22 protein-coding genes are annotated in these 24,757 nt (G+C 56.3%); 13 read left to right on the top strand and 9 right to left on the bottom strand.

Annotated elements, in window-relative coordinates:
- Positions 1-131 precede the first annotated feature (131 nt).
- Positions 132-2,201, bottom strand: a complete 2,070-nt coding sequence (locus BN873_RS04380; protein ID WP_048671029.1) for a catalase — start codon at positions 2,199-2,201, stop codon at positions 132-134.
- 199 nt (positions 2,202-2,400) lie between these two features.
- Here BN873_RS04380 and BN873_RS04385 point away from each other — a divergent pair, with 199 nt between their 5' ends.
- From BN873_RS04385 to msrB, 4 genes are all read left to right on the top strand, one after another.
- Entirely contained in the window at positions 2,401-3,540 is a 1,140-nt protein-coding gene (locus tag BN873_RS04385) for a succinylglutamate desuccinylase/aspartoacylase family protein (protein WP_048671031.1), read from the top strand.
- A gap of 188 nt (positions 3,541-3,728) precedes the next feature.
- Positions 3,729-3,971: a GlsB/YeaQ/YmgE family stress response membrane protein gene (locus BN873_RS04390; RefSeq protein ID WP_048671032.1), complete on the top strand. Its 243-nt coding sequence runs from the start codon at positions 3,729-3,731 to the stop codon at positions 3,969-3,971.
- A 22-nt stretch (positions 3,972-3,993) separates the two neighbouring features.
- Complete coding sequence (locus BN873_RS04395) at positions 3,994-5,592, top strand: cation:proton antiporter family protein (protein ID WP_048671034.1); 1,599 nt, start codon at positions 3,994-3,996, stop codon at positions 5,590-5,592.
- 58 nt (positions 5,593-5,650) lie between these two features.
- Positions 5,651-6,073, top strand: a complete 423-nt coding sequence (msrB, locus tag BN873_RS19315) for a peptide-methionine (R)-S-oxide reductase MsrB (protein WP_048671036.1) — start codon at positions 5,651-5,653, stop codon at positions 6,071-6,073.
- Here msrB and mepA read toward each other — a convergent pair.
- From mepA to BN873_RS04420, 4 genes are all read right to left on the bottom strand, one after another.
- On the bottom strand, positions 6,004-6,933 hold the full coding sequence (gene mepA, locus BN873_RS04405) for a penicillin-insensitive murein endopeptidase (protein WP_071243995.1): 930 nt from the start codon (positions 6,931-6,933) through the stop codon (positions 6,004-6,006). The two genes, msrB and mepA, sit on opposite strands and share 70 nt — an antisense overlap.
- 144 nt (positions 6,934-7,077) lie before the next feature.
- The gene (locus BN873_RS04410; RefSeq protein ID WP_048671038.1) at positions 7,078-8,586 is read right to left on the bottom strand and encodes a SpoVR family protein; all 1,509 of its coding nucleotides are present in this window, start codon (positions 8,584-8,586) and stop codon (positions 7,078-7,080) included.
- Entirely contained in the window at positions 8,583-9,851 is a 1,269-nt protein-coding gene (locus BN873_RS04415; RefSeq protein ID WP_048671041.1) for a YeaH/YhbH family protein, read from the bottom strand. The genes BN873_RS04410 and BN873_RS04415 overlap by 4 nt, the downstream gene beginning before the upstream one ends.
- A 15-nt stretch (positions 9,852-9,866) precedes the next feature.
- Positions 9,867-11,789 (bottom strand): PrkA family serine protein kinase, encoded by a 1,923-nt coding sequence (locus BN873_RS04420; protein ID WP_048671043.1) that lies wholly within the window; start codon positions 11,787-11,789, stop codon positions 9,867-9,869.
- Between the two features lie 595 nt (positions 11,790-12,384).
- On the opposite strand from BN873_RS04420, the gene BN873_RS04425 reads away from it, so the two are divergent.
- The 4 genes from BN873_RS04425 (at position 12,385) to BN873_RS04440 (ending at position 15,026) form a co-directional block, all read left to right on the top strand.
- Entirely contained in the window at positions 12,385-13,446 is a 1,062-nt protein-coding gene (locus BN873_RS04425) for an AI-2E family transporter (protein ID WP_048671045.1), read from the top strand.
- A 171-nt stretch (positions 13,447-13,617) separates the two neighbouring features.
- On the top strand, positions 13,618-14,139 hold the full coding sequence (locus tag BN873_RS19320) for a hypothetical protein (RefSeq protein WP_048671048.1): 522 nt from the start codon (positions 13,618-13,620) through the stop codon (positions 14,137-14,139).
- Between the two features lie 30 nt (positions 14,140-14,169).
- Positions 14,170-14,595: a phage holin family protein gene (locus BN873_RS04435; RefSeq protein ID WP_139031645.1), complete on the top strand. Its 426-nt coding sequence runs from the start codon at positions 14,170-14,172 to the stop codon at positions 14,593-14,595.
- Positions 14,595-15,026: a hypothetical protein gene (locus BN873_RS04440; protein WP_048671051.1), complete on the top strand. Its 432-nt coding sequence runs from the start codon at positions 14,595-14,597 to the stop codon at positions 15,024-15,026. Before BN873_RS04435 ends, BN873_RS04440 begins: the two co-directional genes overlap by 1 nt.
- Here the strand turns inward: BN873_RS04440 and cls are convergent, their stop codons facing one another.
- From cls to BN873_RS04460, 4 genes are all read right to left on the bottom strand, one after another.
- Positions 15,027-16,472, bottom strand: coding sequence for a cardiolipin synthase (cls, locus tag BN873_RS04445; protein WP_048671053.1), 1,446 nt, complete (start codon positions 16,470-16,472; stop codon positions 15,027-15,029).
- Between the two features lie 3 nt (positions 16,473-16,475).
- Complete coding sequence (locus BN873_RS04450; RefSeq protein ID WP_374727154.1) at positions 16,476-17,879, bottom strand: PhoH family protein; 1,404 nt, start codon at positions 17,877-17,879, stop codon at positions 16,476-16,478.
- A gap of 149 nt (positions 17,880-18,028) precedes the next feature.
- On the bottom strand, positions 18,029-18,505 hold the full coding sequence (locus BN873_RS04455; protein WP_048671056.1) for a peroxiredoxin: 477 nt from the start codon (positions 18,503-18,505) through the stop codon (positions 18,029-18,031).
- Between the two features lie 6 nt (positions 18,506-18,511).
- Positions 18,512-19,042, bottom strand: a complete 531-nt coding sequence (locus BN873_RS04460; protein ID WP_048671058.1) for a glycine cleavage system transcriptional repressor — start codon at positions 19,040-19,042, stop codon at positions 18,512-18,514.
- Between the two features lie 164 nt (positions 19,043-19,206).
- Between BN873_RS04460 and dapA the strand changes: the two genes are divergently transcribed.
- The 5 genes from dapA to hfq all read left to right on the top strand — a co-directional run bounded on the left by dapA (position 19,207) and on the right by hfq (position 24,754).
- The gene (dapA, locus tag BN873_RS04465; RefSeq protein WP_048671060.1) at positions 19,207-20,079 is read left to right on the top strand and encodes a 4-hydroxy-tetrahydrodipicolinate synthase; all 873 of its coding nucleotides are present in this window, start codon (positions 19,207-19,209) and stop codon (positions 20,077-20,079) included.
- A 3-nt stretch (positions 20,080-20,082) separates the two neighbouring features.
- Complete coding sequence (gene bamC / locus BN873_RS04470) at positions 20,083-21,264, top strand: outer membrane protein assembly factor BamC (RefSeq protein WP_048671061.1); 1,182 nt, start codon at positions 20,083-20,085, stop codon at positions 21,262-21,264.
- 71 nt (positions 21,265-21,335) lie between these two features.
- Positions 21,336-23,132 carry a DNA mismatch repair endonuclease MutL gene (gene mutL, locus BN873_RS04475; RefSeq protein WP_048671063.1) on the top strand — a complete coding sequence of 599 codons (1,797 nt, stop codon included), beginning with the start codon at positions 21,336-21,338 and terminating at the stop codon, positions 23,130-23,132.
- Positions 23,133-23,182: 50 nt separating this feature from the next.
- Complete coding sequence (gene miaA, locus BN873_RS04480; protein WP_048671163.1) at positions 23,183-24,112, top strand: tRNA (adenosine(37)-N6)-dimethylallyltransferase MiaA; 930 nt, start codon at positions 23,183-23,185, stop codon at positions 24,110-24,112.
- Between the two features lie 387 nt (positions 24,113-24,499).
- Entirely contained in the window at positions 24,500-24,754 is a 255-nt protein-coding gene (gene hfq, locus BN873_RS04485; RefSeq protein ID WP_048671065.1) for an RNA chaperone Hfq, read from the top strand.
- The last annotated feature ends 3 nt before the right edge of the window (positions 24,755-24,757 follow it).

Consider the following 24,757-nt stretch of genomic DNA (forward strand, 5'->3'; position numbering starts at 1 on the left):
CGTGGCGCTTCTCGCTCTCCCACGGGATCTGCAGTCCCTCAGGGTTTTCGTGCTACCACGTCGCCCTTACACTTTAACCAATCCCCAACATACAAGGGAATTTCCGACGATGCGGCGACGGCGATGGATGCTTACGGCAGTTGCCGCACCTTCGGCTCACGCGCCCACTGCCGGGTTTTCGCAGCCTCGACGAAGGGGGCACAGTCGCTGGCTTTCAGCACGCCTGCATCCGCTTGTACGCTAGCGGCTTGTAATACCGCCTGCGCACCGGCATCGGCGGCGATGGCTTTCAAATGGCCGAAAGCGTCGCGCACCCAATCCACGGCGGCGGCTTCCTTGCTGAGCCGCTTGCCTGCTTCAGCGGACAGCACCAGCGCCACGGCGTCGAATACGATAGACGGCGTACCGGCCAACTGACCGTCAGCGGCTAGCGTCTTGCCATCCGCCAGCTTGGCCCCGCCCACTTTAGGCGCGACGATTTTGACGCCCGCACCAGCGGCTTCAGCGGCCTTGCGTAAGGCCATCACCGCCGCACCGTCGGAACCATCATCCACCAGAATCCCGACCGCCCGACCGGTAAGAATCGGCTTCATCTTGCCGATCAGTTGCAGGGCTGGCGAGGGTTTCATGTCGATCACCGGCGCAGCGGGCGCAGGGGCAGGCGGCAGTTGCTCCATACCCAGACCGTCCGCCACGCGCTTGGCCAAAGCCGGGTCGAGGTTAAGCAGATGGCCGACCACGCGCTCGCGGATGACCACCGTGGCGACCTTGGAGAGTTCAAACACCAGGGCTGACGCGATGTGCGCCTGCTCCAGTTCGCTCTGGCTGCGATAGAACAGCCGCGCCTGACTGTAATGATCGGCAAAGCTTTCGGCGCGGATGCGGCCTTTCTTGCCGTCGTCGGCTTGAGCAAAGGTGCGGAAGCCATCCGGCGTCGCGCGCGGTGAATCGGCTTGTAGGGAACTCGGCTCGTAATTGACCCGGCCCTTGGGTACGCCCATTTGCATGTGGCCGTCGCGTTGCAGGTTGTGGAACGGACACTTGGGCGCGTTAATCGGAATCTGATGAAAGTTGGGCGAACCCAGCCGGGAAAGCTGGGTATCCAGATACGAGAACAACCGGCCTTGCAACAGCGGATCGTTGGAAAAATCGATGCCAGGCACGATGTGAGACGGGCAGAACGCCACCTGCTCGGTTTCGGCAAAAAAGTTATCGGGATTGCGATCCAGCACCATGCGGCCGATTATCTTTAAGGGAACCAGTTCCTCCGGGATCAGCTTGGTGGCGTCAAGATGATCGAAGGGGAACTTGGCGGCCTCTTCCTCGCTAAACAGTTGCACGGCAAATTCCCATTCCGGGAAATCGCCCTTGGCAATGGCTTCATACAGATCACGGCGGTGGAAATCGGGATCGGCTCCGGCCAGTTTCACAGCCTCGTCCCAGACCGTGGATTGCAGGCCCAGCTTGGGCCGCCAGTGGAATTTGACGAAGGTGGAGTTGCCCTGGGCGTCGAGCAGGCGGAACGTGTTGACGCCAAAGCCTTCCATCATCCGCAGCGAGCGCGGAATGGCGCGGTCGCTCATCGCCCAGATCAGGGTGTGCATGGTCTCCGGCATCAGCGAGATGAAATCCCAGAAGGTGTCATGGGCGCTGGCCGCCTGCGGAAAGCCGCGATCCGGCTCCATCTTCACCGAATGAATCAGGTCGGGAAACTTAAGGGCGTCCTGAATAAAAAAGACCGGAATGTTGTTGCCCACAATGTCCCAGTTGCCTTCCTTGGTGTAGAACTTTACTGCAAAGCCGCGTACATCGCGCGGAGTGTCCACCGATCCCGCGCCACCGGCCACCGTGGAGAAGCGCGTGAAGACCGGAGTTTTCTGGCCGACCTCAGTCAACACCTTGGCGGTGGTGTATTGGGCGAGCGAGGCGGTCAATTCAAAAAAGCCGTGAGCCGCCGAACCACGGGCATGAACGATGCGTTCCGGGATGCGTTCATGATCGAAGTGAGTGATCTTCTCGCGCAGGATGAAATCTTCCAGCAGCGTCGGCCCGCGCGGCGTCGCACGCAGCGAGTTTTGATTATCCGAGATCGGTAGGCCCTGATTGGTGGTCAAAGCAGGATGGGAACCGCCGGCGTGCTGGTGCAGTTCGCCCGCGTTACCGCGTTTTCCGTCAGTGGGAGGTGTAGATTGGGCAGTCATTGAAACTCCAAAAACCAAGTGGGGGATTGAGAAAGCCAAAACGGGATGACCAGAACCACAAGAGCGTCTAGCTTTAGAGACTCCAAAACCGTCTGTAAAATGTCTCGGAATCGTTAAACAGTGTATTGGAGTTTGGCATGTCTGGTGGGTTCCACCCATCAGGCCCATACGTTGAATTAAAATGGGTGGCTAACACATCATGGCAACGGTTCAGATTGAATTACCCTCACCCGCGCCCGGCACCCGGCGGATGCTACGGGTTCACCGTTACGGCCCGCCCGGCGCACGACCCAAAGCGTATTTTCAGGCGGCCCTGCACGCCGATGAAATTCCGGGTTTGTTAGTGGCACAGCATCTGTTGCTAGGGCTGCAACAAGCGCAAGCCGAAGGCCGGATCAGTGGTGAGGTGGTGGTGGTGCCGGTGGCCAATCCCATTGGTCTGGGGCAGCATCTCAATGGCCGGTTGCTGGGGCGGTTCGATTTCGAGAGTACCGGCAATTTCAATCGCGGCTTTCCCGATTTGGCGGCGGTTGCGGCGGAACGCTTGCGCGGATGTTTGAGTGCTGATCCAGCCAAGAACATTGCTACAGTGCGGGAAACACTGCGGGCTGTGCTGGCGGAACAGCAGGCCATTCGGGAGACCAGCGCCTTAAAACTGGCTTTGCTCAGCTTGGCCGTGGATGCTGATTATGTGTTCGATTTGCATTGTGACAGCGAATCGTTGCTGCATTTATATACCTCGCGCTGGCATTCGGACGAGGGGCGCGTCTTAGGTGCAGAATTGGGGGCGGCGGTGATTCTGCTGGAGGAGGAGCCGGGCGGAAATCCGTTTGATGAAGCGTGCGCCGGGCCGTGGTGGAAGCTGCGCGCGGCTTTGGAACATGAAGCGCCGATTCCGCTGGCCTGCTTTGCGACTACAGTGGAACTGCGCGGTCAGGCCGATGTGCGCGATGATGATGCAGCGGCGGATGCGGCGGCGCTGCTGCGCTTTCTGCAACGGCGCGGCGTGATCGCCGGTGAACCGGGGCCGTTGCCGGAATCCCACTGCGAACCAACGCCGCTAAACGGTGTGGATGTGCTGACGGCACCGGCGGCCGGTGTGCTGGTTTATCGCAAGCAGTTGGGGGAGGCGGTCGCAGCGGGCGAGGTCGTAGCGGAGGTGGTGGATCTGTTCGGCGAACCGCTTGGCGCCGCTCGTCACCCAATCCGTGCTGCGACCGATGGCCTCCTATTCGCCCGTATGACCGAGCGGCTGGCGCGGCCGGGGCAGAAGTTCTGCAAGGTGGCAGGGCGGGAGCCGCTGGCTTATCGACAGGCTGGAAGATTGTTAGAGGATTAAGAGTCTATACGCAAATCCCCTCTTCTTCTGGGAGAGGAACCGGGGATGATGGTTTGTCTTCAATGGGTTATCTCCCTTGCCCTAACTCCCCAAAGAGAGTGGGAAAAGGGGAGCGTCGAATTTTCGTCTTTGTCATTAAAACTGCTTATGATCGACCCAACCTTTTACAGCGACTTTAGGAGTTTAAGATGGAATTGATTGGATTTCTGTTGATCGGTTTGGCGGCGGGCTGGTTGGCGTCGATTTACATGCGCGGTAGCAGCATGGGCTTAGTCGGTAATCTGGTGATTGGTGTGGTCGGCGCTTTTGTGGGCGGTTTTCTATTCCGGTTGATCGGTTTCGCCGCCGTTGGCTTGATCGGTCATCTCATCACCGCTACGGTCGGTGCCGTCGTCTTGCTTTACGCGGTCGGCGTGCTGAAAAAGAGCTAAGAAGCCCGACGCTCACTCACCCATGGATGCACTTTGGCTAGCACTTGCTTTTCTATTAGGGTTGTTAGCCCGTCAGTTGGGATTGCCGGCGCTGGTCGGTTATCTCGTGGCGGGCTTTGCCTTGAATGCCCTGGGGCAACAAAGTAGTGGGCTGTTGGATCAGGTTGCTCATGCCGGTGTCTTGCTCCTGCTGTTCAGTGTCGGCCTCAAACTGAAATTGCAAAGCCTGATTCGCCCGGATGTCTGGGGCGGTGGTGGACTGCATCTGATTCTCAGCGCGATGGTGCTGTGTTTGTTGTTGTGGGGTGTGACCGCGCTCTCCTTCAGTCAGGGTCTAGTCCTCGCCGTTACGCTGGGATTTTCCAGCACCGTATTGGCCGCCAAGGTGTTGGAGGAAAAAGTTGAATTACGGGCGTTTCACGGCCGGTTGGCCATCGGCATCCTCATCATTCAGGATCTGGCGGCACTGGCCTTGATGACACTGGCGGGTGGGGTGCTACCCACGCCCTGGGCCTTGCTGGTGCTGGGATTACCGTTGTTGCGGCCGCTGATCGGCAAAGTGCTGGATTGGACTGGGCACGATGAGTTGCTGGTGTTGTACGGCCTGGCGCTGGCGCTGGTGGTCGGCGGCTTGGGTTTCGAGCAAGTCGGGCTGAGTTCAGAATTAGGCGCACTGCTATTGGGTGCCGTGCTGTCCGGTCATTCGCGCGCGGTGGAATTATCCCGGTCTTTGTGGGCACTCAAGGAAGTGTTACTGGTCGGCTTTTTTCTGCAAATCGGCTTACTGGGCTGGCCGAGTATCGGCAGCGTAGGCGGAGCGATCCTGTTGACCGCGTTGTTGCCGCTGAAGGCGATCCTGTTTTTCATCATCCTGATCCGGTTCCGGCTGCGCGCACGCACGGCGTTTTTGACGGCGCTGGCGCTGGCCAGCTACAGTGAATTTGCCCTGATCGTGGCCAAATTTATGGTCGGTAATGGGCAATTGGGGCCGGATTGGTTGGTGGTGCTGGCCCTGACGGTAGCGCTGTCCTTTGTGGTCGCCGCCCCGCTGAACCATTATGCGCACGACCTGTACGAGCGCTTGGAAACGTGGCTGGCTCGTTTCGAGCGGCCGGAGCGGCATCCCGACGAACAGCCGGTGTCACTGGGTAAAACGCAAATCCTCATTTTGGGGATGGGTCATACCGGTACCGCTGCGTATGATTTTCTCAAAAAGCGGCAAAATACGCCGGAAGTCCACAAGGTACGGCTGGTCTCAGGTATTGATTCCGATTTGGTCAAGGTCGAGCGCCATATCCACGAGGGTCGGCGCGTGGTGTATGCCGACGCCGAAGATCCAGGCTTTTGGCATCGGCTGCATCTGGACCGACTGAAGGCGGTCATCCTGGCGATGCCCGATCCAGAAGCCAAGCGGATTGCCACCGAACAATTGCGGCAGCATGGCTTTCAGGGTCTGATTGGGGCGATCAGCAGCTATCCCGAAGAAGAGAAAGCGCTCAAGGCCGCTGGGGCCGATATGACCTTTTTGGCTTTCAACGAGGTCGGCGTTGGTTTGGCTGAGCATGTCTGGGAAGCGTTGGAAAAACGCGCTCCCGCACCGGCCAAAAGCACGTTAGGCTGACACCAATCGGCGTTACCGTGGTCTATTTCCGCAGATCAAAAACCGGCGAGAACTCAGCATGAGCAACAAAATCAGCAAGACTGAAGCCGAATGGCGTGCCCAGTTGACCCCTGAGCAGTTTGCCATTTGCCGTGAGAAAGGGACTGAGCGGGCCTTTACCGGCCACTATCACGACTGTCACGAGCCAGGGATTTATCGCTGCGTGTGTTGCGGTAAAGCCCTGTTCGATTCCAATACCAAATTCGATTCCGGCAGTGGCTGGCCCAGTTTTTGGCAACCGGTGCAAGCCGACAATGTGGCCACTGCCGAGGATCGCAGTTTTTTTATGCGCCGCACCGAAGTGGTATGTGCGGATTGTGGTGCCCATTTGGGCCATGTGTTCGACGATGGCCCCAAGCCGACCGGTTTGCGCTATTGCATCAATTCGGCGTCGTTGCGGTTGGATCGTACTGGAAAGGTTGATTCGCCGGATGGAGCTTGACCATACCGTTGCGCCATGCCGCCGTTGAGCACCTGATAGCAAGCGGCCGGTAGATTCTCGGTTGAGGGTGGTTTTGGCCGTTTCTGGGGTTTAGGGTTGCGGGCTGAGTTCACAATGTCCCGTACCCAATTCGCCAGATCAGGATCACAACCATCGCCATAGGGTACTGGTTTTTGCGAATCGCACTGCGGCGACCCAGGTGGGCAGGCCAGCCGGACATGGAAATGGGCATCGTGTCCCCACCAGGGCCGGACTTTATTAAGCCAACTCCGGTCGGTTTCGCTGTTGCATAAGCCCTGTTTGATGATAGCGTTGACGAAAATCCGATCCACTTCCGGCGAGAGCGCCGCTTGTCGCAAGGTATCTCGATACCGGGGCGACCAGTTGGCGTAATTTAGGGTACCTTCCGTGGCCCGAATCATTGAGGGTGCGCCGAGGCTTTCGGTATTCGGTCTTGGCAATAGCCGGTCACGGGGCTGTTGCAGCAGCCAGATATCGGCATCCAGTCCGGTTTGATGGCTGCGATGGCCGCCTGGCATAGGGCCGCCACGGGGTTGGCCCAAATCACCAATCAGCAGCCGACTGCCGTTGGCGGCGGCCTGTCGGCTCAAGCGCTCCAGAAACTGAATCAGCACCGGATGGCCGTAATAGCGATTGCGGCTGGAGCGCATCACTTGATAACCATCTCCGACCAGCGGTAGTGTTCGTGCGCCGACGATGCAGCCTGAGGTGAACGAGCCGATCACCTCAGGCTGTCCCGATAGGGGTGAACCGACATCACTCCAGCCGTTACCGGCCTGGGCTGAGGCGAACACGAGCACTAGCAGGATAGATAGGACACTAAATCGGGTGGCTTTCATCAAGCAGTCTCACGGGTGCAATTGAGTCTTATAAGCTTAACTAAGGAATAGGTGTTTGGGCAGTCCCCGGATTTAAAAGGATTGCGTGACCTGGGGTTCATTAACTTACAAGCCGATCAGATTCAATTAGTGCTGTAGGGGTTTTTAGCGTTCGCGCGTTTGCGGACATTCCCCCACCAATTCCACCTTGCCGTATTCGTCCACCGTCTCCAGCCGCACTGCGAATCCCCACAGCTGGTGCAAATGCCTCAGCACTTCCTGAAAATTATCGTGCAAAGGCCGGCGGTTGTAGGGCGTATGGCGCAGGGTCAGCGAACGATCCTTGCGATGGGCCACATTCCATACTTGAATGTTCGGCTCGCGGCTGCCTAGGTTGTACTGATCGGACAGCGCCAGTCGCAAGCGCCGGTAACCGGCCTCATCATGAATGGCGGTCACTTCCAATTCGTCCTGGGTCTCGTCGTCCAACACCGCGAACAGCTTGAAATCCCGCATGACCTTGGGCGAAAGATACTGGGCGATAAAGCTCTCATCCTTGAAATTGCGCATTGCGAAATCCAGCACCCTCAGCCAATCCTGACCGGCCATATCGGGGAACCAATAACGATCCTCGGCCGTCGGTTGCTGGCAGATGCGTTTGATGTCGCTCATCATCGCAAAGCCCAGCGCATAGGGATTGATGCCGGAATAATAGGGATGATCAAACGGCAATTGCTGAATCACGCTGGTATGCGATTGCAGGAACTCGATCATAAAGCCGTCGTTGACATAGCCTTGATCGTACAGCGCGTTCAGCAAGGTGTAATGGAAGAACGTAGCCCAGCCTTCATTCATCACCTGGGTTTGCCGTTGCGGGTAAAAATACTGGCCGATCTTGCGGACGATCCGCACGATTTCGCGTTGCCACGGCTCCAGTAACGGCGCATTTTTCTCGATAAAATACAGCAGGTTCTCTTGTGGCTCCGTCGGGAAGCGCGCTTCGCTCAGCACTCGTTCGCTCGGCCTGGCCGGCACCGTGCGCCACAGATCATTCAGTTGCAACTGTAAATAGGCTTCCCGTTCCTGCTGGCGCTGTTTTTCTTCACCCAGCGACAACGGCGCGGGATGCTTGTAGCGATCCACCCCATAGTTCATCAAGGCATGGCAGGAATCGAGGAACAACTCGACGTTTTCCTCACCATAGTGTTCCTCACATTCGGCCACGTAATTACGGGCGAACAGCAGGTAATCGATGATCGCGTCGGCGCTGGTCCAGGTGCGGAATAAATAGTTGCCTTTGAAAAAGGAGTTATGACCGTAAGCAGCGTGGGCGATCACCAGGGCTTGCATCATCGCGGTGTTTTCTTCCATGAGATAAGCGATGCAAGGATCAGCATTGATGACGATTTCATAGGCCAGCCCCATCTGGCCGCGCCGGTAGTTCTTCTCGGTCAGCACGAACTGCTTGCCGTAAGACCAGTGTTTGTAACCGAGCGGCATCCCCACCGAGGAATAGGCATCCATCATCTGTTCGGCGGTGATGATCTCGATTTGGTTGGGGTAGGTATCCAGCTTAAACTCATTGGCGGCGATCTGGCCGATCACCTCGTTGTAGCGTTCCAGGATCGAAAAGGTCCATTCCGAGGAATCGGTAATGAGTCGGCTCGTTGTCATGACACGCGCCTCTTAAATAACTCCCGAAACACCGGGTAAATATCCGCCGCCCCGTCGATCTGCTGCATGGCGAAATTGGGATGCACCTCGCGCACTTCCTCGTAAGCTTCCCACAGGCTTTGGTGGCGGTCTGGGGTGATTTCGATATAGGAAAAATAACGGACGAACGGCATGATGTGCTTGAGCAGGATGTCCTTGCAGGCCGGTGAATCGTGATGCCAGTTATCGCCGTCCGAGGCTTGCGCGGCATAAATATTCCAGACCGACAGCGGATAACGGGCCGCTGCGATGTCGGCCATCAAAGTCAATGCGCTGGAGACGACCGTGCCGCCGGTTTCGCGCGAATAGAAAAATTCCTGTTCGTCTACTTCCTTGGCGACGGTGTGGTGACGGATAAACACCACCTCGATCTTCTGGTAATTGCGCTTCAAGAACAGATAGAGCAGGGTGAAGAAGCGCTTGGCCAAGTCCTTACGCGCCCGATCCATCGAGCCGGACACATCCATGATGCAAAACATCACCGCCTGGGTGCTCGGTTGCGGTTGTTTAGTGCGATTGACATAGCGTAGATCGAACGTATCGATAAACGGCACCGCCCGCACGCGGGCGCGCAGGTGCTCGATTTCCTCAACCAATGCTTGCGCGCGGGGTTCATCCACCGGCGTTGCCGCCAACACCTGCTGAAGTTCGGCTTCGGCTTCGTGCAAGCGGCGGCTATAGGGCGCCGCCATTGCGATCCGCCGCGCCAGCGCGCCCCGCATCGAGCGCACCACGTCGAGGTTGGACGGATTGCCCACGCTGCTAAAACCGGCTCGCACCGACTTGAATTCGGCCACCTTGGCCAGTTGGGTGCGCACCAGATTGGGCAGCTCCAAATCCTCGAAAAACAGTTCCAGAAATTCCTCGCGCGACAGCTCGAATACGAAATCATCCTCGCCTTCGCCGCTGTTGCTGGCCTGACCTTTGCCCGTGCCGCCGCCACTGCCGCCTTGCGGCCGCGCCATCCGGTCGCCTTTGATAAAGTCCTTATTGCCGGGATGAATGGTTTCGCGCCGCCCGCCCGCGCCGTGGCCGAACACCGGCTCGGACAGATCGCGGGCCGGAATATTGATCTTCTCGCCGTTATCAATATCGGTGATGCTGCGGCCATTCATGGCCTCGGTCACGGCTTTCTTAATTTGGCTTTTGAAGCGCCGAATGAAGCGCTGCCGGTTGACAGCACTTTTGTTCTTGCCGTCCAGCCGCCGGTCGATCAGCGTGGCCATGAATGATCTCCCCGGTCAGGACGCCTTGCGCACCCGCAAGTACCAGTCGGACAGCAATCGCACCTGCTTGGGGGTGTACCCCTTGGCGACCATTCGATCCACGAACTGGGCGTGTTTTTTCTGCTCCTCGGCGCTGGCTTTGGCGTTGAAACTGATCACCGGCAGCAGATCCTCGGTGGTCGAGAACATTTTCTTCTCAATCACCGCCCGCAGCTTCTCATAACTGGTCCAGGCCGGATTGCGCCCCGCATTGTTGGCCCGCGCCCGCAATACGAAGTTGACGATTTCGTTACGGAAATCTTTCGGGTTGCTGATGCCGGCTGGTTTCTCGATTTTTTCCAATTCGGTATTGAGCGACCCTCGATCAAACGACTCGCCGGTGTCGGGATCGCGATATTCCTGATCCTGAATCCAGAAATCGGCGTAAGTGACGTAGCGGTCGAAGATGTTCTGGCCATACTCCGAATAGGATTCCAGATAGGCTTGCTGCAATTCCTTGCCGATAAATTCGGCATAGCGCGGCGCGAGAAAGCCCTTGAGATGGGACAGATATTTTTCCTCCACCTCGTTACTGAACTGCTCGCGCTCGATTTGCCGCTCCAGCACGTACAACAGATGCACCGGATTGGCCGCTACTTCCGCATGATCGAAGTTGAACACCTGCGACAAAATCTTGAAGGCGAAGCGGGTGGAAATGCCGGTCATTCCCTCATCGACCCCGGCATAATCCCGATACTCCTGCATCGACTTGGCCTTGGGATCGGTGTCTTTCAGGTTCTCGCCATCGTAAATCCGCATCTTGGAAAACAGGTTGGAGTTTTCCGGTTCCTTGATCCGGGTTAATACCGAAAATTGTGCCATCATCTCCAACGTACCGGGCGCGCAAGGGGCGGCGGACAGCGAACTGTGGGTCAGCAGCTTGCGGTAAATCTTCACCTCATCGGATACCCGCAGGCAGTAAGGCACCTTGACGATGTAAACCCGGTCGAGAAACGCCTCGTTGTTTTTGTTGTTCTTGAAGGATTGCCATTCCGATTCGTTGGAATGCGCCAAAATGATGCCTTCAAACGGAATCGCCGACAGCCCTTCGGTGCTGTTGTAGTTGCCTTCCTGAGTCGCGGTCAGCAAGGGATGCAGCACCTTAATCGGTGCTTTGAACATTTCGACGAATTCCATCAGGCCACGATTGGCACGGCACAAGGCACCGGAAAAACTGTAGGCGTCGGGGTCGTTTTGGGCGAAATGCTCCAGCTTGCGGATATCCACCTTGCCGACCAGCGAGGAGATGTCCTGGTTGTTCTCATCGCCGGGTTCGGTCTTGGCGACGGCGATTTGATGCAGGATCGACGGCCGCAGCTTCACCACCCGGAATTTGGTGATGTCGCCGTTGTACTCACGCAGACGCTTGGCCGCCCACGGCGACATGATATGTTGCAGATAACGGCGTGGGATGCCGTAATCGTCTTCCAAAATCTGGCCATCTTCTTCGGGATTGAACAGCCCCAGCGGCGATTCAAACACCGGCGAGCCTTCGATGGCGTAGAACGGCACTTTTTCCATCAACTGCTTGAGCCGTTCCGCCAGTGACGATTTTCCGCCGCCCACCGGACCCAGCAAATAGAGAATTTGTTTCTTTTCTTCCAGCCCCTGCGCGGCATGTTTGAGATAGGAAACGATCTGCTCGATGGCTTCCTCCATCCCATAAAATTCCTGAAAGGCGGGATAAATTTTAAGAATTTTATTTTGGAAGATGCGCGATAAGCGGGAATCGTTACGGGTATCGACCATTTCCGGCTCGCCGATGGCCATCAGCAACCGTTCAGCAGCGCTGGCGTAGGCGCTGGCGTCCCGCTTGCAGAGATCCAAATACTCCTGGAGCGTGAGGTTTTCTTCGCGGCTTTGTTCGTAGCGCGAGAGATAGCGGTTGAAAAGGGTCATCGGGTATACCTCGCTGTAATCGGAGAAGTGCGACGGCTTCCAGTTTTAGTATTCAAGATCAGCGTGTTGTGAATCACTATGGGGCTATCGATCAGGAATTTTCATGCAATTAATATGCTAGGATTCAATCGGCGGCTACTTGCGTATGATCTGGCCGTTGGGTCAAGTGGATTCACAATTTCTTTGTTTTTGATAAAAATCAACCAATCAATAAGTTATTTATAGATTTAGCACTGAATAGCCTATGAACAGCTTGTTAGACCTATACTCGTCCGCTAAATTTTGTGGGCTGAGAAAACACGCTTCAAAATACCTTTCAGGGGCTGCTGCTGCGCACTTTTGAGGTTCGCGCAAGCAAAACGGGCATGTCGGCGCCACCATCCTGCCGCGCAATTTAGCGAATCTCTGGAAACGTAGTGCTCGTTCAGGCATAGATGGCCAGAATCCTGCCTTGATCATGGAGAGTCTACGCGGGCTTGGACCAGATCCGCCAAGCGTGGTTTCGAGATCCTTTAGCAGGTTGGTGGGATCTCTGCCATGACTTTACTGTGCAGCGAACCCGGCACCGAATCGAAAACGTGAACAGGCAATTGCATTGAAGATTATTAGCGAGTGGTTTCAACGGCTTTTTAACGATCCGCAAGCGGTCATCTTGATCGTGGTGCTCACCTTCGGCGCCAGCGTCATTTTGTTGATGGGGCGAGATCTGGCACCGTTGCTCGCCGGCCTTGTCATTGCCTATCTCTTGGAAGGTGTAGTCCAACTCCTGCAAAGATCTCTACATTTGCCTCGGCTGGTGGGCACTGTCTTAGTCTTTGTGCTGTTTCTCGCGTTCGTGCTGTTGCTGTTATTTGGCCTCTTGCCGCTCGCTTCGCGACAGTTCACCCAACTCATACAACAGCTACCGAACATGATCGTCAAAGGGCAAAATTTGTTGCTCAGTTTGCCGGCTTTGTATCCAGAGGTTATTTCAGAAGCCCAGGTTTTAGGTGTGATCAATGCGGTAAAAACTGAAATTGCCACTTGGGGCCAGAATGTGGTGAGCTGGTCGTTAGCGGCCGGTATGGGCGTAATCGCTATTACCATCTATCTGGTCCTCGTGCCTTTGTTGGTGTTTTTCTTTTTAAAAGATAAGGAGTTGATTCTGCAATGGGTCCACAGTTTTCTTCCCAATGACCACACGTTGGCGCAGCAAGTCTGGCGGGAAGTGGATCATCAAATGGGCAATTACGTGCGCGGCAAATGCGTGGAAATCTTAGTGGTCTGGGTGGCCACCTATGTGGCTTTCGCCTATATGGGCCTTCAGTATGCAATGTTATTGGCTTTAATGGTCGGTTTGTCGGTGATTGTGCCCTATATTGGGGCAGTGGTGGTGACGGTGCCGGTAGCGCTAGTCGCTTTTTTCCAGTGGGGCTGGAGTTCGGAGTTTTTATGGTTACTCGGTGTTTATCTGATTGTTCAAGGACTTGACGGTAATATCTTAGTGCCACTGCTTTTTTCTGAGGTAGTCAACCTGCACCCAATCGCGATTATCGCCGCAGTATTGGTATTCGGTGGTTTTTGGGGCTTTTGGGGTATCTTTTTTGCGATTCCCTTAGCAACGGTGGTGCAGTCTATTTTAAAAGCTTGGCCAAGGCCCTTACCGTTAATGGAATGATGCGAGTTAAAGAGTGTCTAAAATCTTAGGATTTTAAGCATCAAAATGCTCTCATGATAGTCACATCGATAAGGAACTTTCTGATGGTTATAGTGCCTCAATGGGGCTTATCGCTTCATTGAAATCATGATTAGCCCTATTTTCGCAACTTAATTGTTAATGGAGAGTGTTATGGAATTAACGGGCAAATTAAATACGGTCACTGAGACGGTTGATCGGGTGGCGGTCGGTGCCCATGAGGTTGTCGATAGAGCGACCGGTGCTGCCGCTTCGGTGGCGGAAAGGGCAGCCGGGGTGGCGGCTGATGTTTCAGAAAAAGCGTCTGATGTAGCTGTCGGCATGAGCAACAAAGCCGCAAGCGCGCATTACGCGGTTGATAGAGCTGCCGACGCGACTCATTTAGCTGCTGAAAAGGCGGTGGGCATGGCTGCACAAGTTTCGGAAAAAGCATCGGATATGGCCGCTAGAGTGAGCGAAAAAGCCTCAAATGTGGCGGCCCACGTCGCGGAAAAAGCATCGGGTATGGCGGCCCAAGTCGCTGAAACCGTCGATGAAAAGAAGAAGGAGCTAAAAGATGTTCAGGAAGATTTGTTGGAAACGGTGCGGCTGTATGTCCAGCAAAGTCCGGTTAAGGCGTTAGCCATTGCTGCGGTCGGCGGTTTCTTGCTGAGCCGTGTTCTGAGAGGCCGCTAATTCTCAACTATTGTGAGGCGATCTTACGCCGTGAATGAAACTGCCGGATCTCGTGCTGTTTTCAACACCCCAGAGCTTGACTCTGGGGTGATGGGAGAGGTGCAAGGGCTACTTTCCGAGTTCAGCGGGTTGGTGCAGGATCAGGTAAAACTTGCCGCGTTAGAAACCAAGCAAGCCGGTGCCACATTAATAACGCTGGCGGCTTTAGGTGTCGGCGCGGCTATTTTACTGTTTAGCGCTTGGTTGGGACTTATGGGAGTAGCGGTTCTTTTTGTGGTCGAACGCGGGATGATGATGGGCAGTACCGCTTTGGCGCTCGCGGTCGGATTTAACGTGCTCCTGGCCTTTCTGCTGATCTTCATCGCTTATCGCCGCAGTAGCCGTATCACTTTTCCTGCCACCAGTCGTAGCCTTAAGGCGCTGTTATCCAAGGAATCTTATGAGGGCCTATCTTAATGGCAGGTACTGATCTTCAGGGGAAGGCACAAGGCTCTCTAGCCGACCAGATTGCGGAGATCGAACGGCGGCTTCAGAATCGCCAGCGATTGATCGGGTTACGCCGGAGCCTTTTGAACCAGCATATCCGTCAAAAAATCGCTTCCCCGGTCACGCTCTTGGTGGCGGGCAGTGTGGGCTTTGTCATCGGTGATCTGACGCGAGGAGAAAGGAAGAAAGGGTCTCTTGGCGAAGAAGTGCCCAGGACATCGCCCCTTATGGAAGTGATTGATAACGTAGTAGGGTGGGTACGGCCCATTTTTCTAGCCGAGATGGGAAAGATCATGCAGTCTTTTTCCTCGGTGGTGTCAAACGAACTTTCCGAGCAGATCTATCGGCTTAGTGAAAAAGCTTTTACCGAAAAGGCTGATAACACCTCCGAACCGACGTGATTAAAGAAGCGGCGACAACAAACGAGCCGTCGCTTCAAACAGCCGTTGGCCGAAAGTGGCTCGCCGGCCCGGTTTAACGTAAGGTCGGGCCAGTTTTAGATCGGCCTGGAAAGTCTCAATAAGCTGAGCGGCGATCTGCTCGTTATAGATCGTGGCCATAATCTCGAAATTGAGGGATAGGCTGCGGTTGTCGAAATTGGCGCTGCCGACGGCGGCGATCTTTTTATCGACCACTAACACCTTAGCGTGCAGCATCGGTGGGCCATATTCGTCGATCTTGATCCCTGAGCTAACCAACTCATCGTAATAACTGCGTGCAGCGGCGGTGACTAAGCGCGAATCGCTTTTGTGAGGGACGAGAAGCCGTACCTCCACTCCCCGCAACGCCGCTGTGATCAGAGCGGCCGTTAACGCCTCAGTTGGGACGAAATAGGGCGTGGTCAACAGGATCTGGTGTTGGGCACCGGCGATCATCGCAAAAAAGCACTTACTGATGGCGTGGCGAGTGTTGTCAGGTCCCGATTCGAGCAATTGCAACCAAAATCTGCTCTGGGATTCTTCAGAAAATGGTGGGAAGAACGCCAGCTCGAATGGTGCCTGATCGGTTGCGAAGTACCAATCTTCCAGAAAGATAAATTGCAGACGGTGTACCGGTTCCCCATCAATGCGCAGGTGTGTGTCGCGCCAAGCGTTCTCGGAACTGCTGAAGCTGCTGTGGTTGTCGCAGACGTTGATGCCACCGATGAAACCGATTTGGCCGTCCAACACCACGATCTTGCGATGCGTGCGAAAATTAAGCTGTGTGGGCCGCAGTCGGGCCACGCTGATCGGGTTAAACCAGGCAGTCGCTGCACCGGCGTCTTCGAGCGGTTTTAGAAACCGGCGGTTGACGCGGTTAGAGCCGATGGCATCCAGCAGCAACCGGACCTGCACGCCAGCACGAGCTTTTTCGATCAGCAAATCGCGCAGCCGAGTGCCGATGCCGTCCGGTTGCCAGATGTAATATTCCAGATGAATGTGATGAGTAGCCGCTGCGATGGCCTCTTCAATCGCCTGAAAACACGCATCGCCGGTTTCCAGCAAATGGATATCGAGAGCCGCCGCCGGAACCCCTTGCCCGGAACGCTTGAGCAACAGGGCCAACTGCTGTTCCAAAGCGGTGTCGGGGAAGCCGGGTGGGGTCTGTTCATCTTGACGCAAACGATGGGAAGCGGATTGGACTAAGCGATTGCGAGCACGGTCGTAGCGCAACCGTCGCCGCCGCAAGCGTCGCGGCCCAAGCAGCAGATAAACGGCAGCGCCGATGTAAGGCAAGAACAGCAACGCCAGTAACCAGGCCAACGTGGCCGCTGGCGAGCGGCGCTCTAAAATCAGAGCGGTTGCGGCCAAAACCAACCACACCAGCCACGCCAGCCACAAGAAAGTCAGTAAATGCTCGGAGGACATGGTTTAGAGGCGCTCCGATGCAAACTCCGCCAAACGTGAGCGTTCGCCGCGCCGCAAGGTCACATGACCGCCATGTTGCCAGGCTTTAAAGCGGTCAACCACATAAGTCAAACCGGAGGTTGTTTCCGATAAGTAGGGCGTATCGATTTGCGCGATGTTGCCAAGGCAGATCACCTTGGTACCGGGGCCGGCACGGGTGATGAGGGTTTTCATCTGCTTCGGTGTGAGATTCTGCGCTTCGTCGATGATCAGGTATTTATTCTGAAAGGTACGACCACGCATAAAGTTCAATGAGCGAATCTTGATTTTACTGCTGAGCAAATCTGCGGTGGCGGCGCGGCCCCATTCGCCCCCTTCCTGGGGTGCGAGCACCTCCAGATTATCCATGAGCGCGCCCATCCAGGGCGTCATTTTCTCCTCTTCGGTACCCGGCAGAAAGCCGATATCTTCACCGACCGGTACGGTAATCCGCGTCATGATGATTTCTCGATAGCGTTTGCTATCTAGGGTTTGCGCCAACCCCGCAGCCAGTGCCAGCAAGGTCTTACCGGTGCCAGCGGCGCCAAGCAGAGACACGAAATCGATTTCGGGGTCCAACAACAAGTTAAGGGCGAAATTTTGCTCACGGTTACGGGCTACGATACCCCAGACCGAATGATTAGGAGCCGTGTAATCTTTAAGAATTTCGATCACCGCCTCCTCGCCGTTGATCTGGCGAACGATAAAGTCGGTCGGTGGGTCGATTTGGAATAAACCTTGATTCGGGTGCCAGTGAGTCACGTCGGGGCCGCGTACCCGATAATAGGTATGGCCGCTGTCTTGCCACGAATCCAGCTCTTTGCCATGGGTTTCCCAGAAATCAACCGGCAAATCCCAGGTACCGCTGTAAAGCAAGTTAACGTCATCCAGCGTTTGATCGCTGTAGTAGTCCTCGGCGTGCAGGCCGAGGATGGCCGCCTTGATCCGCAGGTTAATATCTTTGGAAACCAGGGTGACCCGACCGTCGGGATAGTCCTGTTGCAGGCTGAGCGCCATGCCCAGAATATCGTGATCCGGGGTATTGCCGGGTAGCGGTTGGAGTGAGGGGTTAGGTCGAAGTGGCCGTGTTTGGAAAAACAGCCGACCGCTGGATGGCTTGCCTTGCTGACCTGGCAAGCCAGGCAGTTGCAAACCTAAATCAATCGCGTCTTTGCTGGCCCCAGCGATCAATTCATCAAGAAACCGACTGACTTGGCGGACATTGCGGGCGACCTCGGAAACCCCTTTTTTGGCATGATCGAGTTCTTCCAGCACCATCATCGGCAAATGAATATCGTGTTCCTGGAAGCGAAACAGAGCGCTCGGATCGTGCATCAGGACGTTGGTATCGAGCACAAACCTACGGGGATTGCGCAGAGCGGGCGAAATCTGGAATTTGGCGGCAGTGGTCGTCATGAGCGGGTCTGGCCGGTGGTTCGGCGGAAGGTTGAGGGTAGGAAAATTTGACGAAGCGGGGCTACGGCGAGTCGTTGCAGCGCCGGCCGGGGTGTTAAGCCGTGTGTTCGGGTCAATGCGACTCAAGCGGCGGCTGGCGGGGTGGTCAGCGCGGCCAGAACGGCGGCTGCATGGCCATCCACCTTGACCTTGCGCCATTCTCGGCGCAGCACACCATCGGCATCAATCAGGAAGGTGCTGCGTTCGACCCCAAGCGCTTCCTTGCCGTAATGCTTTTTTAGTTTGATGACGTCGAAGAGTCGGCATAGCGCTTCATGCGCGTCCGTGATCAGATGAAACGGTAAAGCGTGTTTAGTGCGGAACAGGTCGTGGCTACGCAGGCTATCGCGCGATACGCCCAACACGATAGCGTTGGCTGCGACGAACTGTTCATGCAAATCGCGGAATTGTTGACCTTCAGCCGTGCAGCCTGGTGTGTTGTCGCGCGGATAGAAGTAGAGCACGACCGGATGGCCACGCAACGCGGACAATCGCACGGTTTGGCCGCCGGTCGCCGGTGCGCTGAAATCAGGAACAGCCTGTCCTATCTCGACGCCCATCTCGATTTAGCCCTTAATCGGTTCTAGTACCGCATCCAAATTTAGCTCGTCGCAAAAATCCAGGAATTCCTCGCGCAACATGGCGATATGGGTGGTGGCCGGAATGCCGATGGCCAGATTGACGGAAAACATCGGCGTTCCGGTGTGCGGTGCGCTGTAGCTGCGGGTCATCATATCTTCAATATTAATCGAGCGATTGGCGAAAAAGCTCGCCAGGTGATGGACGATCCCGGGTTGGTGAACCGCCACCACCTCCACCGCGTAGGGCAGCACATCACCTGACGGCTCGCGGCTTTCGGTGCGTTTGACCGTGATGTTCAGGCCCAAGGTCTGCTCCAGTTTTTTGAGCTGCATTTCCAGCTTCGTCAGGGTGTTCCAATTACCTTGAATCAAAAGCAAGACGGCAAACTCGACGCCCAGCACCGTCATACGGCTGTCTACGATATTGCAATCGCATTCCAAAATGACACGCGATAGATCGTTGACCAGGCCGGGCCGATCTTGGCCCAGAGCGGAAACGACGAGATAGTTTTTCACGGACGAAGCTTCCTAACAAAAAGAGAAGAATTTGCCGGTCCCAGTGTACAGGCATCGTGGAGGGGTGAAAACCGCTCCTTATGGCGTCCTGTAGGCGCTTGTCAAGCAGGCCCCGTATCCGTACCATGCCGCGATGCTAGGCTGAATTTGGGGAGTGGAAGACCATGTTTCGGGGCAGTATGGTGGCAATCGTCACCCCTATGCGCGCGGATGGCGGGCTGGATTTTGCGGCGCTGGCGCGCCTCGTCGAGTTCCATATCGAAAATGGCACCGATGCCATCATTGCCGTCGGTACCACTGGCGAATCGGCGACTCTCGATTTTGAGGAGCACATTCGCGTGGTACGCCAGGTCGTCGAACTGGTCAAGCGGCGCATTCCGGTGATTGCCGGTACCGGCGCCAACTCGACCAGCGAGGCATTGCATCTGACCCAGCGTTCCATGGAAGCCGGAGCGGATGCGTGTTTGCTGGTGACACCGTATTATAACAAACCGACTCAGGAAGGGCTGTTCCGCCATTACCAGATGATCGCCAAGACGGTGCCGATCCCGCAGATTCTTTACAATGTGCCTGGGCGCACTGCCTGTGACCTCAAGCCGGAAACCGTCGAGCGGCTTGCCGATATCCCCAACATCATCGGTATTAAAGAAGCCAGCACGCTGGAGCGAATCCAGGAATTAGTGCAGCGATGTGGTGATCGCCTGGATGTCTTCAGCGGTGACGACGGTATTGCGGCCGAGGCGATGCTAAGCGGCGCCAAGGGCGTGATTTCGGTGACCGCTAACGCCGCGCCGCGTGCCATGCACGAGCTAAGCGTCGCCGCCTTGGCCGGGGATCGTGCCCAGACCCAGGCTATCAATGACCGACTAGCCGAGTTGCACAAGGCACTGTTTGTCGAATCCAACCCTATCCCGGTGAAATGGGCCGTTGGCCAGTTGGGCCTTATCCCACCAGGTATCCGTTTGCCGTTGACTCCACTGTCCGAGGTGTTTTATCCGACGGTGCGGGCGGCGCTGCAACAGGCCGGAGCCATCTGAAATATGCTGATTACGCGCTTTAATCCGCCCTTGTGGCGTGCCGTCGTCCCGGTCGTCACGCTGACGATGCTGGCCGCTTGTTCCACCAGTCTCGATACTCTGCTACCGGATCGCCGACCGGATTACCGGAAGAGTACCCTGGCCCAGCCGCTGGAAATTCCGCCAGACCTCACGGCGTCTACCATCGACGACACGTTAGTGGTGCCGGAACTTAACCCGGCTGGTTCGGCTAAGTTATCGGCTTATGCCAGCGAGCGCGGTGGTGCCCAGCCGCAGCCGGTGAAGGCAGAAGCCGTGCTGCCGCTGCAAGCGGGGATCACCCTGGAGCAGGCGGGTAATCAGCGCTGGCTGACCGTTGCGGCACCGCCGGATCGGGTCTGGCCGAAGGTGCGGGAATTTTGGACCAGCAATGGGTTTGCGTTGAAGCGCGATGATCCGACCATCGGGATCATGGAGACCGATTGGATGGAAAATCGGGCGGATATTCCTCAGGATGGGGTCCGCGCGGTTTTGAAGAAATATTTGGATGTGTTGTATTCGGCGCCTACTCGTGATCGATTTCGGGTCCGATTGGAACGGGTCGGTGAGGGTCGCGCCACAGAAGTTTATCTGGCGCACTCCGGGGTAGAGGAAATGGCGGTTGGCGGTGCGACCGCGAGTGCTACCAACACCTACATCTGGCAGCGGCGCCCTTCCGATCCAGAGCTGGAAGCCGAGATGCTCAAGCGTCTGATGGTCTACCTTGGCGCATCTGAAAAGCGTACCGCGACTGAACAGGCTAAAGCTGGAACGACGCCAGGGCCGCGCGTTCGCCTCATTGAGCAAGGTGCGGAAAGTCAGCTCGTCATTGGGGAAGACTATTCCCGTGCTTGGCGATTGGTTGGCTTGGCTCTGGACAGCAGCAATTATGCAGTTGAGGAGCAAAATCGCGGCCAGGGTCTCTACGTCGTCGAGTATCGTGATCCAGAGAAGGAAAACCAAAAGCCTGGCGATGAAGGTTGGCTCGCCAAGCTCGCATTCTGGCGCAGCAAGCCGCAGGCACCGCCACCCGGTACTCGCTACCGGGTGCGCTTGGCAGGTCAAAGTGGAAAGACCGTGGTTGTGGTCCGTGACAGCGCTGACCAGCCTGATTCCTCGGCGGGTGCTCGGCAAGTTTTGGAAGCGGTACAACGGACTATCCGGTGATCTGGTGTCGGCTGGCTCGACCGGTTTGGTCGAGTCAGTTTGGAAGCCGGGCCTAGTTGGAGCTATCGAACTTGGGCGCACGCATCCAGCGGTTGCCGCCGCAGTTAATCGCCCAGATCGCAGCGGGCGAGGTGGTCGAGCGGCCGGCCTCCATCGTCAAGGAGCTGCTTGAAAACAGCCTGGACGCCGGCGCTAGCACCGTGCGCATTGAAGTCGAGGAGGGCGGCGTCCAATTAATCCGAGTGCGTGATGATGGCGGCGGCATTCATCCTGATGATTTGCCGTTAGCCTTAGTCCGCCATGCCACCAGCAAACTCGCTTCGTTTGCGGATTTGCAGCACGTTTCCAGCTTGGGTTTTCGTGGCGAGGCGCTACCCAGCATCGCCTCGGTGGCGCGTCTGACGCTGACATCCCGAACGTTGCAGAATGACACGGGTTGGCGGATGGTTGGCGATGGTGGTGACGCCGTGCGTGAGCCTGTGCGGGCTTCTCATCCGATAGGGACTACGGTCGAAGTCCGCGATCTGTTCTTCAATGTGCCTGCCCGCCGCAAGTTTTTACGCGGTGAACGTACTGAATTCGGCCATATTGAAGATGCTGTTCGTCGCTTGGCCTTGAGCCGGTTTATGACCGGATTCGGTTTGTGGCATAACCAGCGGCTTGTTTTCGAATTGCCGCCGGCGACTGATCACCTAGCCCGCACTCGACGAATTGCAGCGCTCTATAGCCGTGACTTTGTTGCCGCTACCCTTTGGATCGACAACGAAGCGGCCGGCTTGCGGGTTACCGGCTGGTTAGGATTGCCGGCCGTGGCTCGTGCGCAGCCTGATTGGCAATCTTTCTTCGTTAACGGTCGGCCGGTACGTGATCGCACCATCGCCCACGCCGTGCGTCAAGCCTATCAAGATGTGCTGTATCAGGGGCGCCACCCGGCCGTGGTGCTTTATGTTGAGCTGGACCCGACCCTGGTCGATGTCAACGCCCATCCGACCAAACACGAAATTCGGTTCCGGGAATCAGCGCTAATCCATGAGACTGTCCGCCGCATCGTGCAAACCGCCTTGGCCGAGGTGCGACCGGGCACGGCCCCAGCGCCTGTTCTGCGATCTGAGGTGCGCGGGTGGTCGAGCGGGTTCGGGGGCGGCGGTGGTTTCATGACGGGTCAGCGCCCGTTACCGCTGGGAGTGCGAGAGCAATTCGCGGTCTACGGCCAGTTGCATCCGCAGACCTCACCCGCCAGCGAGGTACCCCCGGTCAGCGGTGATCCCTCGCCCCTGCCTGAGCGCCCGCCACTAGGCTATGCGTTAGGCCAATTGGCCGGTTGCTATGTTTTAGCCGAAAATGCCGAGGGCTTGATCGTGGTCGATACCCACGCAGCCCATGAGCGCATCCTCTATGAACGCCTCAAAGCCGATCTAGGTGCGCGCGCTGTGCAAACCCAATCCCTATTGGTCCCGGTGACCGTGGCAGCCACCGCTGGTGAGATACGGTTGGCGGAGGAGAATCTTAAATTATTTGCGCAAGCGGGCTTGCTGGTTGAGCCGTTGGGGCCAGAGACGTTGGTGGTGCGGCAAATTCCAGCGCTGCTGGCGGGCGCTGATATGGCCGGCCTGGTCCGCGACATGCTTGCCGATTTGGCCACGCACGATACGACGGATCGGGCTGAAACGGCCATTTTGGGATTACTGGCCAGTCTGGCCTGTCATGGGGCCGTGCGTGCTCACCGTCCTCTCAACCTTTTGGAAATGAACACGTTGCTGCGGGATATCGAGCGCACTGAGCATGGTGGCCAATGCAATCATGGTCGGCCGACCTGGGTGCAGCTTGAATTGGCGGAATTGGATCGGTTATTTCAGCGGGGACGCTGAAGGTGGCGGCTGACTCGAACCCAGCGGTTTATCCGCCGGTCTTGTGTTTGATGGGGCCAACCGCCTCCGGTAAAACCGCCCTAGCGCTGGCGCTGGCTCAGCGGTTGCCTGTGGAGATTATCAGCGTAGATTCCGCGCTGGTTTATCGAGAGATGGATATTGGCACCGCCAAACCGGATTTGGCCACCCGGCGCCTGATCCCGCACCGGTTGGTAGATATCCTTGATCCCGCCGAAGCGTATTCGGCTGGGCGGTTTCGGGTTGATGCTCTGCGCGAGATCGCTCAAATCCACCGGATGGGGCGTATTCCCCTGCTGGTGGGTGGCACCATGCTGTATTTTCGAGCATTAGCGGAAGGTTTGTCCCGGCTTCCCCCAGCCGATCCGGCCGTGCGCGCCAGACTGGCGGTTGAATTAGCCGAGCAGGGCAGCGCGGCCTTGCACGCGCGCCTGGCGCGGGTCGATCCAATCGCTGCCGAACGGATTCATCCTCATGACCCGCAGCGCGTCCAGCGGGCGCTTGAAGTCTATGAAATCACCGGTCAATCATTGACGGAACTTTGTGCCCTGCCACGGGACGAATCATTGCCATGGCGAATGATTAAGCTCATTGTGGCCCCGGCGGATCGCCACTGGTTGCATACTCGCATCGAACAACGATGGCGCCAGATGCTAGAGCAAGGTTTTATCAGTGAGGTGGAACGGTTACGGGCGCGTGGCGATCTTGATTTGGATAAACCCTCGATGCGTGCGGTTGGCTATCGGCAAGTTTGGCTGTATTTGACGGGTGGTCTGGATTATGCATTGATGACTGAGCGTGCCCTCATCGCTACTCGCCAGTTGGCTAAGCGGCAGATGACCTGGCTGCGCACTGAACAGGATGCGGAATGGCTAGAAAGTGCTGATCCGGATTTGCTGGCAAAAAGCCTGAACCGACTGCGAGTGAAAGGGTTTTTCCGCAAAGGTGCTGATGGCTTGTGATAGACTATTGAAGTCGGTGCTCGGTCGTTTTCTGATCAAACTGTCTATATCGCTCAATGCATTATTGTTATTCTCGCGGGTAACACATCATGGGAATGTGATGGTCCAGTGGTGGGTGGACGGCCCTGCGGGGGCGAATGTCGTGTATGGCGTCGCCGCACTGTTTTATTTTGGCGTCTAGCTGTTTTTCTTTTTGCAAGATTAGGAGTTACGCAGTTGAAATTCTAAGTTATTGATTAACAGAAGATTTCGATTGTCTGCCGCACAAGTCGATTTCTTTTAAAATCAGAGCGTTAGAGATCCAACTGCGTAACTCCTAAAGATATATCTTGATCTTTGGTTTTGGCGGGTCTGTTCGGGCCTATAACAACAAGGGAGAATTCGGTGATGGCAAAAGGTCACTCTCTTCAAGAGCCTTTCTTGAATGCGTTGCGCAAGGAGCGGATTCCCGTGTCGGTTTATCTCGTCAATGGGATTAAGCTGCAAGGGCAGATCGAGTCTTTCGACCAGTTTGTGGTGCTGCTTAAAAATAGCGTCAGCCAAATGATTTACAAACACGCTATTTCCACTGTCGTGCCCGCACGCAATGTGCGACTGAATTTGGCGATGGACGAGAATAATGCCGGCAACGATCAACTCTGAACG

Origin of the sequence: Candidatus Competibacter denitrificans Run_A_D11 (assembly GCF_001051235.1) — a bacterium.
Lineage (GTDB): Bacteria > Pseudomonadota > Gammaproteobacteria > Competibacterales > Competibacteraceae > Competibacter_A > Competibacter_A denitrificans.

Excerpts from the sequence above, each read along its gene's own strand:
- BN873_RS04440 (WP_048671051.1), top strand. The coding sequence starts at position 14,595 with ATGGCAGGTACTGATCTTCAGGGGAAGGCACAAGGCTCTCTAGCCGAC.
- bamC (WP_048671061.1), top strand. The coding sequence starts at position 20,083 with ATGCTGATTACGCGCTTTAATCCGCCCTTGTGGCGTGCCGTCGTCCCG.
- BN873_RS19320 (WP_048671048.1), top strand. The coding sequence starts at position 13,618 with ATGGAATTAACGGGCAAATTAAATACGGTCACTGAGACGGTTGATCGG.
- BN873_RS04415 (WP_048671041.1), bottom strand. The coding sequence starts at position 9,851 with ATGGCCACGCTGATCGACCGGCGGCTGGACGGCAAGAACAAAAGTGCT.
- hfq (WP_048671065.1), top strand. The coding sequence starts at position 24,500 with ATGGCAAAAGGTCACTCTCTTCAAGAGCCTTTCTTGAATGCGTTGCGC.
- BN873_RS04395 (WP_048671034.1), top strand. The coding sequence starts at position 3,994 with ATGGATGCACTTTGGCTAGCACTTGCTTTTCTATTAGGGTTGTTAGCC.
- BN873_RS04380 (WP_048671029.1), bottom strand. The coding sequence starts at position 2,201 with ATGACTGCCCAATCTACACCTCCCACTGACGGAAAACGCGGTAACGCG.
- BN873_RS04420 (WP_048671043.1), bottom strand. The coding sequence starts at position 11,789 with ATGACCCTTTTCAACCGCTATCTCTCGCGCTACGAACAAAGCCGCGAA.
- dapA (WP_048671060.1), top strand. The coding sequence starts at position 19,207 with ATGTTTCGGGGCAGTATGGTGGCAATCGTCACCCCTATGCGCGCGGAT.
- BN873_RS04455 (WP_048671056.1), bottom strand. The coding sequence starts at position 18,505 with ATGGGCGTCGAGATAGGACAGGCTGTTCCTGATTTCAGCGCACCGGCG.
- BN873_RS04385 (WP_048671031.1), top strand. The coding sequence starts at position 2,401 with ATGGCAACGGTTCAGATTGAATTACCCTCACCCGCGCCCGGCACCCGG.
- msrB (WP_048671036.1), top strand. The coding sequence starts at position 5,651 with ATGAGCAACAAAATCAGCAAGACTGAAGCCGAATGGCGTGCCCAGTTG.
- mepA (WP_071243995.1), bottom strand. The coding sequence starts at position 6,933 with ATGAAAGCCACCCGATTTAGTGTCCTATCTATCCTGCTAGTGCTCGTG.
- miaA (WP_048671163.1), top strand. The coding sequence starts at position 23,183 with ATGGGGCCAACCGCCTCCGGTAAAACCGCCCTAGCGCTGGCGCTGGCT.
- cls (WP_048671053.1), bottom strand. The coding sequence starts at position 16,472 with ATGTCCTCCGAGCATTTACTGACTTTCTTGTGGCTGGCGTGGCTGGTG.
- BN873_RS04410 (WP_048671038.1), bottom strand. The coding sequence starts at position 8,586 with ATGACAACGAGCCGACTCATTACCGATTCCTCGGAATGGACCTTTTCG.
- BN873_RS04390 (WP_048671032.1), top strand. The coding sequence starts at position 3,729 with ATGGAATTGATTGGATTTCTGTTGATCGGTTTGGCGGCGGGCTGGTTG.